This is a genomic window from Streptomyces sp. NPDC007095 (genome assembly GCF_040634475.1).
In the GTDB taxonomy this organism is placed as follows: Bacteria; Actinomycetota; Actinomycetes; order Streptomycetales; family Streptomycetaceae; genus Streptomyces.
In genome coordinates this window covers 1-8,511 of sequence record NZ_JBEYFS010000341.1, presented here as the reverse complement: position 1 = coordinate 8,511, position 8,511 = coordinate 1, and the positions used below count along the sequence as shown (strand labels likewise).

The 8,511-nt window shown below is 70.6% G+C and carries 4 protein-coding genes and 2 pseudogenes; 1 reads left to right on the top strand and 5 read right to left on the bottom strand.

Translation table 11 applies throughout. The features are described 5' to 3' along the window. Positions 1-185 precede the first annotated feature (185 nt). A pseudogene (locus ABZ656_RS53885) lies at positions 186-296 on the top strand (hypothetical protein); the annotation flags it as partial. Between the two features lie 258 nt (positions 297-554). Here the strand turns inward: ABZ656_RS53885 and ABZ656_RS53880 are convergent. From ABZ656_RS53880 to ABZ656_RS53860, 5 genes and pseudogenes are all read right to left on the bottom strand, one after another. Beyond that, a pseudogene (locus ABZ656_RS53880) lies at positions 555-704 on the bottom strand (recombinase family protein); the annotation flags it as partial. Positions 705-1,047: 343 nt separating this feature from the next. Further along, entirely contained in the window at positions 1,048-3,732 is a 2,685-nt protein-coding gene (locus ABZ656_RS53875; protein WP_360279483.1) for a DUF6493 family protein, read from the bottom strand. Continuing rightward, entirely contained in the window at positions 3,729-5,150 is a 1,422-nt protein-coding gene (locus ABZ656_RS53870; protein WP_360279480.1) for an SWIM zinc finger family protein, read from the bottom strand. Before ABZ656_RS53870 ends, ABZ656_RS53875 begins: the two co-directional genes overlap by 4 nt. Before the next feature lie 181 nt (positions 5,151-5,331). Next, entirely contained in the window at positions 5,332-7,677 is a 2,346-nt protein-coding gene (locus ABZ656_RS53865; protein WP_360279477.1) for a Tn3 family transposase, read from the bottom strand. A 336-nt stretch (positions 7,678-8,013) separates the two neighbouring features. Next, on the bottom strand, positions 8,014-8,394 hold the full coding sequence (locus ABZ656_RS53860) for a hypothetical protein (RefSeq protein ID WP_101408536.1): 381 nt from the start codon (positions 8,392-8,394) through the stop codon (positions 8,014-8,016). Positions 8,395-8,511: the final 117 nt, after the last annotated feature.

The following is an 8,511-nucleotide window of genomic DNA, read 5'->3' as shown; positions in this document are numbered from 1 at the left end:
GCCGCACCACCCCACGCGCTGTCAAGTACGAGGACCGGCCCCGCGAGGAGTGGATCACCATCCCCGTCCCCGCGCTCGTCAGCCCGGCCACCTTCGAACGCGCCGCCCAGCGACTCGCCGACAACAAGCGCTTCGCCTCGCGCAACAGCAAGGTCCCCTCCCTGCTCCAGGGCCTGTCGGCCTGCGTGAACTGCGGATACAGCTACTACCGCACCTCGACCACCACCACCTCAGGCAAGAAGATCTACTACTACCGGTGCCTGGGCTCCGACGACTACCGTTACGAGGGAGGCCGGGTCTGCACCAACAAGCCCGTCCGCGCCGACTACCTCGACACCCTCGTCCGGGACCACATCATCGGCATGATCGCCGACCCGCACCTGATCCGGTCCGAGATCGACAAGCGGCTGGACCGCGCCCGCACCAGCGACCCCGCCACCCGCCAGCGCAGCCGACTCGAACTGGCCCTGGCCAAGGCCACGGCAGCGATCACCCGCATGCAGGAAGACACTGCGCTCGGTGAGGTCGTGCACGAGGTTCAGGGTCTCGCGCATGTTCCGGCCAAGCCGGTCCAGCGTCAGCACGTTGATCCGGTCCCCGGGACGGGCGAAGCCAAGCAGAGCCCTCAAGCCCTCGCGTTCCATGTTGGCGCCGGTGCGCTTGTCGACGTAGATGTGTTCCTCGGCGACGCCGGCATCCCGCATCGCGTCGATCTGCCGGTCGAGGTCCTGAGCGGTCATGCTTACACGGCAGTACGCAAGATCCATCCCGCGACTGTCCCATAACTTGACGCCGTGACGCAGGTTTTGACCAAGCCTTATGACACCAGCTTCTGAGACAGTGCGATCTGCGGCAATGCGATCATGTGTCGACGGTCGGCCTCCTGTGTCACATCCATGCTTGTGACACACGGAACCGGGGGTTCAGGACCCGCGGCATGTGGTGGATCTGCGTTGTTCGCTTTCCTGGACGACCACAGCCGAGTGATGGTCGGGCACCGCTGGGGCTTTATGGAGGACTCCGTCCGTCAGTCCCGCACCCTACTTATTAGTAGGCGTCGCGGCTCAGCGCCGCCCTGAGCCGCCGGGCCTGCTTGATCAGCTGTGATGAGCCCTTGCGCGCCGCCAGCTCGTCGATCTCCGGTATCGCGCCACGGGCCCCGGACCGCTCCGCGCAGTCGGCCGCGAGCGTGAGCAGAGCGCCGCCGGCGGGTGCCGGTTCTCCCGCCAGGAGCCCGGGGAGGGCGCCCGAGAACACTGCCCACACCGTGGCGTAAGCACCGGTGCGCGCCGCTTCCTGCAGCGCCGCCACGACCCGCTTCAACTTGAGGCGGCGCAGGCCGGTCAGCTCGGCGATGTCCCGGCCGAGCCCTTCCGCGTCGAGCTGTCCGCGAGCGGCCAGCACGAGCATCGCGTCCACCGCGAAGAGTTGTTCCTCGAAGCGCCGTGCCCCGAGCCCGTACGCCACCAGCAGATGGGTCGCGGCTCCGGCCGGGCCGCCCGACTCGGCCAGCGCGGGCAGCACGGGCACCCCGTGACCGAGGTGGTCGGAGTCGGCCAGGGCCGAGAAGGCCGACAGCATCCGTGCCGCGATGATCTCCCGGTGCTGGGGCAGGAGGGCCAGGGCCTGCGGGGTGCACTGCCCGCCGCCCCCGCACTTGCACGGATCGCTGATGGGGCGATGCGCGCCGAGCAGGGAGCGGAACGGCTCGGGATAGTCCTCATGCCCGGGAAGGGCCTCGGTGCGCACGAGCACACCGGGGCGGGGGGTCCTGAGCCTCAGCCGCTCGGTTTCCCGGGAGAAGGCGGGATCGGGCAGGCCGCCCGAGGCGAGCCAGGCGGCCAGCCGCCGCCCCGCCGGGGAGGTGAGCCGGTCCGCCGCGGCCCGCGCTTCGAGCGGCACCTCCCGGTCCAGCCGCAGCAGGGCCTGGTCGAGGTCCGCCGGGCCGGGCTCGGTGCCCGAGTCCTCATACGCGGCGAGCCGGGCCGCCAGCTCCGACGGGTCGATGGTCCCCGTCGTCCAGGTGGGCGTGGCCAACAGGAACGGCAAGGAGTCCCCGAATTCCAGCCGCGCCCCGATCTCGGCCACGCGGCTGAGGCAGACGGACCAGATCGCCGTGTGCGGGCACTGGTGCTCCTGGAACCAGAAACGGAGGGCGCCCAGGCCGGACTGGATGCGGAGGGTGCGGATCTTCTCCTCCGCACCCTTGCCCATGACGAACATGACGACAGCTTCGAGCGCTTGTGCGAAGACGTTGTCGCTCAGCCATGAGGCAGGCTGCCGGTGCGCTGCGACGACCGGTTCCAGGGCCGTGCGGAGCCCCGCCAGGTCGGCGTGGGCGTGGACCACGAGGCTGTTCAGCGCCCGCTCCTCCTGCGCCGGGGTGCCCTTGCCGCGCAGCAGCGCGACGACCTCCTCGGCGAGTTCGGCAGGGGCGAGCGGTGCGGGATCCAGGCGCTCGGGGTACGGCACGGGCGGCAGGACGTCGCCCTCTGCGGCGGGCGGATCGGCCTCCTCGTCGGCCACGGCGCCACCGAACGCCTCGACCGCGCGTTCACGCAGGTCGGAGGGGAGCAGCTCGGCACTCGCCGCCAGTTCGGCGAGGACGGCGTCGCCCGCGTGCTTGCGGTGGCGGACGGCCAGGGCGAGGGCTTTGCCCTGGAGGCTGTGGTCCTCGTGGCCGAAGGCCTCGGCGGTCACCGGCAGCAGCTCGTCCGTGAGAGACCGGTCGTGCTTGATCGCCTTGTCGAGCATGGCCAGTTGGGCGCGCACGATCTTCTTCTCGGGCCGGAACAGGGCGGCCCTGGATGCCTCGACCAGGTGCTCGGTCTCCAGACGGCCCGCCTCGTCGAGTTCGGCCAGCTTCTCCTGGGCGCGGGCGGCCGCCAGCGAGTGCCCGCCGGAGAGCATCCGTACCCAGGTGAGGGTGTGCGCCTCCCGCTCGTCCGCGGTCAGGTCCAGGGCGGTCAGCAGGGCGAGGAAGCCCTTCACGATGCCGAGCCTGCCACCGCGCAGCAGCCGCGACAGACAGCCCTCGACCAGCATCTCGCGGCTGAGCAGTCCTTCCCGGGCGAGTGCGGCGAGCGCGTCGGGCCATCCGGGGTCGGTGTCCCGGGTGTACTGGAAGTCCGAGCCGGCCTCGTCCACCTCGAAGAGCCGGGGGACGGCCGCTTCAAGGAACGGATCGTCCCGCAGCCTTTCCTCGATCGTCTTACCCCGCTCCGGGATGTCCCTCTCCCAGCCGAGGATGAAGCTGTCCGTCATGGGCGGCTCGCAGCCGGCGATCAGCGACAGCCGCTTGATCAGCCCGTACTCCCACCCGCCGACGATGCGGCGCTCCGCCAGCCGGCGCGCCACCTCGGCCAGCCACTCGGGGGCACGGTCGCCCATCACGCCGACGACCGCCTGGGGATCCTCGGGCCCGGCCCACCACAGATCGCGGCTCGTGAGCCACTGGGCCGCGGCCGCCGCGCCGGTGCAGCACCCCGCCCCGGCGAGCAGCAGCCCCTGGCGCACCAGCAGGTGCCCCTCGCCCCGCCAGAATTCCGGGGTGTCCTTGCGCCACTGCTTGAGCACCGGCAGCCCCTTCCGCCGCTCGGCGTCGGTCAGGGCGCCGACCAGCTTGGGGATGTCCTCGACGCGGCCCTCGCGCACCGCGTCCAGCAGGGCGCGGATGCCGTCCGCGGTCCCGTCGGGGATCCGGTAGTCGGGGAAGTCGTAGGTGAAGGTCATCGGGTGGCTCCGGTGGGGGTGTCGGCGTTGTCCTGGGCGGTGGCGGTCGTACGGGGCGCGGCCGCGCGGCGGGCGATGCGGACGGCGAGGGCGTGCTTGCACGGGCCGCGTCCGCCGCGGTATTCGGCCCACCAGCGGCAGGTGCAGGTCAGCCGCCCTTCGGCGGACCTCACGCGGTGGCTGTGGTCCTCGACGGTGACGGTGGCCGTCTCGCCGTCGAGGCGCACCGCGCCCGCGTCGACGAGGGCGCGGGCGGCGCGCAGCCGGGGGTTGTCCCGCTCGGCCCGTGCGGTGTCGTACGGCAGCTCCCGGTGGAAGTACGTCGCCTCCGCCGTGTCGTAGCCGATGCGTCCGGCCGTTGCGAGGCGGGTGAGCGCGGCCCGTACCCGCTGCGGGGTCAGCCCGGACTGCGCGGCGAGATCGGCGATGTCGACGGCGGGGTCCCAGGCGAGCAGCACGGACACCAGGTCGGCGTCCTCGGCCGACTCGTCCGCCGCCAGGGCGTCGAGGACGCCGCCCTCGCCGGAGAAGCCCCGTGTCGTGTCCGCGGACAGGGTGAGGGTCAGCCGCATCCCGGGGAGTCCGATCTCCCACGCGCTCGCCACCGGACAGTTGCCCGCCGTGACGGCCGGGCCGTGGATCCGCAGCCCCGTCGCATGGCGCAGCACCCGGGTCAGCGCGGTCAGCCGCTCGGGCCCGGGCAGGCAGACCGCGCCGGGGACGGGCCGGGTGGTGGCGCGCAGCGAGCGGCCCGCCGGAACGACCCAGCGCGCTCCCTTGGAGGCGCCGCGGGTGGTGCTGGGGCGTGGCAGCGCGCGGAGGAAACGCACGGCCTCGGCCGTGGGGAGTTCGGCCCGCAGGTCGAAGCCGGCGGCGATCACCTGGGTCTCGGCGAAGCCGCGCAGCCAGCGCTCGGGCAGTGGCACCTTCTTCTCCATCACTGGCCCGTCGAAGGTGGTGACGGTCATTTCGTCGGGCCCGACCTCCAGACGCAGCGGATCGCTCGGGCCCACCCGGGTCAGGGCGTCCCGCAGCGGGCTGTTGACGTCGACGTTGGTCGTGCCGTGCCCGATATCGCCGTCGAGGGCGTCGCCCAGCATGTCGAGCCGCGCGTACACCCCGCAGCAAGCGGAGAACGACTCGAACCTCAGCCGGTCCCCGTTCCCGGTGACGACCGGGTCGCGCCAGTAGTCGAGCTGCGGCTGGTAGTAGCGGGCGGCGGCGATATCCGCGACGCACAGCAGTCCGGCGGCGGTGGCCTGGGGGTGGGTCAGGAAGCCGCTGAAGAAGCGCGGATGGGCTTCCTGTCCGGCCGGGGTGGCGCCGCCGGAGGTCTCCAGGCCGATGCTCCGTCCCTCTGCCGTGCCCCGCACGGCAGAGGGACGGAGATAGGTGTACGTCTGTGCCGTTCTCGTCATGGCCGAGATGCTATGGGCCACCACTGACACTTCGCTGGGGTGCGGGCCAGGTCGGACATCAGCATGTCGAAGACCTCGATCGCCTCGTCCGCGGCCCGGTTCCGCATCGCGGCGGCGAACGCCACCAAGTGGCCATCCGCCGGGGTTCGGCGAGGTCGGCGACCGAGGACTGGAGCCGGCGTTATGGCCGCGCGACCCGGATGTGGAAGAACCCCTCCCGGCCCATGACCCGGATCAAGGAGAAACCGGCGTCGGCGTGTCCGAGGGCAGGCCGCTCACCCGGCCTATGCACGCTCCGGCCGTTGGGAACGCAGCGGCCGGTAGCCGGCCGGATCGAGTTTGGCGAGTTCGGTGTCGACCTCGACATTGATCGTGCCGTGCAGTTGACGCTCTCGCTGTGCGCCGGGGAGATGTGCGCCAGCAGTTCGTCGTCCACTGCCCGGCCCTCGGCCCGCATCCGCGCGACGGCCAGACCGTAGTACTCCGTGGTCCAGGTCACCACGGAGTTGGTCAGCACCGTCAGGCACCACGCCTGCTCACTCTGCCCGGCCAGGAAACGCTCACGGATCTTCCCCTGGTGGGCGTAGTGCAGGTCCCGGCGCAGGGAGTGCAGAGACTCGCCCTTGTTGAGCTGCCGGGCGATCTTACGGCGGTAGGTCTCGTCCGCCAGGTAGCGGGCGGCGTAGACGGTACGCCGCAGCGCCCCGTACTCCTTGAGCGCGGCGGCCAGGGCGTTCTGCCGCGAGGACGCGGAGAGCTTGCCAACGATTAGCGAGGCGGTGGCGTGCCCGAACTTGATCGATGCGGCCAGACGCAGCAGATCGTCCCAGTTCTCCTCGATCAACCCCATATTGATCTTCTGGGTCAGCAGCGGACCGGCGACCGGCCAGTGCCTGCTGACGTCGTGCTGCGGGTCCATCCGGTACAGGGTGATCTTCCCCAGGTCCCGGATCCGCGGTGAGAGCTGCATTCCCACCAGGTCGAACAGCGCGAAGTTGACCAGCGTCACCCCGTGCGTGTCGGTGGCGTGCTCGGTGATCGGCAGGTCGGTCTTGTTGCCCATGATCTCGTCCAGTACGTACTGGGCCTCGCGCCGGGTGACCACGATGACCTTCGTGCCGAACGTCGAGTGCTGGTCCGAGACGTGGGTGTAGGTGGACAGGCCCTGTCCGGCTAAGTACTTCTTCATCGCTCGCGCGGTGGTCGACTTGCCCTGCACCGGGAACCGCTGCCCGTCCGAGGAGGACAGCGTGCCGCCGCCGAACGCCTGGGTCATCGGCAGGCGGTGGTGGTAGTTCACGATCGCGGCGTTCGCCGCGGCCAGGGTCTCCTCCCGGATGTACCACTCCTGGGTCCAGGCCAGGATGTCGTAGGAGATCCCGCACGCCTCCGCCATCCGCACCAGCCCGAGATTCGTGGCGTTGGCTATGAGGACGGCCAGCAGGTTGCGCTTGAGCTCCGGGGAACGCGACTGCTTCCCACCGGCGCGGGTGATGCAGTCCAAAAACCCGGTGCGGCGGTCCAACTCCACCAGCAGTGAGGCGATCGGGGCCAGCGGCAGCAGCTCGGAGAGCTCGTCGCGCAGCGAGGCGGCCTCGGCCGGGACGTCCTCGGCACACAGCGGAGGGATGATCAGCTCCCCCTTGTCCGACAGCCGTACCTCGCCGGTGCCCGCCCTGCGGTTGCCCAAGACCTTCTCCAGGTCCCCCATCGCCGCCTGAAGCTCCTCCTTGCACCCCTCCAGCGCGGCCCTGGCCGACGCGGGCTTGCCGACCAGCTGGCAGAACTGGTCCCGCTGCCCCGCCCACTGTTCGGGGGTGAACAGGTAGGAGGCCGGGTCGGCGTAGCGCCTGGACGAGGGCACGTACACGTCGCCCGACCGCAATCCGTCGCGCAGACCGAGCAGCACCGTCAGCTCCCAGAAGTGCCGGTAGGCCGTGACGTCCCTGGACTTCGCGGCCTGCTCCAGGTAGCCCGCCCAGCGCACCGGCACGAAGTCCGTAGGCGCCCCGTCCGGAACCTTCCGCGCCCCGGTCGCGTTCAGCTCCTTTAGGATCTTCACAGCCTCCATCAGCGACTCCGCACCGGTGCCGCCCTTGAAGGAGATAGCCCGCAGCACGTCCGGGGTGAACTGCCGCAGGTAGGAGTAGGAGTCGTCCAGCATCGCCAGATGTCCGTGATCTCGCGGCAACCGGGGCACGGCCCCGGCCATCGCGGCGCGCAGCCGCTCCATACCGATGGTGTTCCGCAGCCGTCCTCCGACCTCCTCGTCCGCGATGGCCACATCCAGCAGCACCGGCAGGATCTCGTCCAGCAGCGCCTGGCGCCCCTCCCCGGCCGCGGCCCGCGCCGCCAGAGCGTCGCGCATCTTGGTCCGCGCCCGGCTCTCCCGAGCCGAGACGGCCTGGTCGAACAGGCCGATGACCTCGTCCAGGACATCGGCGGCCGACTGCGCGAGGACCGTCAGCAGGATCGGGTGGCGGCGCTGGGGTTCGCGCCGGGATCCGGTCCTTGGGACTGCGGCCACGCCCCGGGTCGATGAACCCCACGTCCGCCGGGGTCAGCGTGAAGAACCGGATCAGCTCTTCCTTGTTGATCTCGGGGAAGCCCCGCAGCCGTTCCAGCTCGTCATCCGCGAACACACGGGTCGCCACCCGGGACCTCCACCGCAACCGCCCACGTCTCGTGGGCACCGTGCGCCACACCGTAGAAGCCCCGGCGGGACACGGTCAGGCAAACGGCCACATCGCGGCGTATCAGATGCCAAGCCGGCCATGGCCGTTGCCCATCTGCGCGACCAAGCCGACCATCCCCAGGCCACATCACCGCAGGTCAGGGATATCCGTTGTTTTTTCGGCGATTACTACGGGAACCCCTCCAGGGCCCCGGCATCCCGGGTGGCCCTCCACTCCTTGACATGCGAGTGGTAAAGCCGTTCCTGGCGCAGGACCGCACCCTTGCGGGGTGGGTGAACTCTGTGTCGCCGCGCTGCGCGGCTCTTGTTGAAGGGGCCCGTCACATAGGGAGTGAGAACAGCCGTACTGGCCCTGAGGGCCGGGCCGGCGTCGAGGGAAGAACCTCGGTCGACCAGGTACCGATCCAGCCCATCCCCTGCGCCGCCAGCACAAGCCCCGGGGCCGGCCCCGCTGTTGTAGAAGCCGTCGTTGTACCCGAAGAGCGCGAGGTTCGCCTCGGACCTGGTCGCGAAGACGCGGTCACGGGCGCACTCCGTCTTCACGAGCATCCACAGATTTTCCGCGAGGGCGTTGACGCTCCTATAGTTGTCAACTCGCTGCCGAGGCTGTCCGTGGGGCGGGCCGAAGCAGGTGGTAGACCTCGCGGATGACGTAGCGCTTGAGGC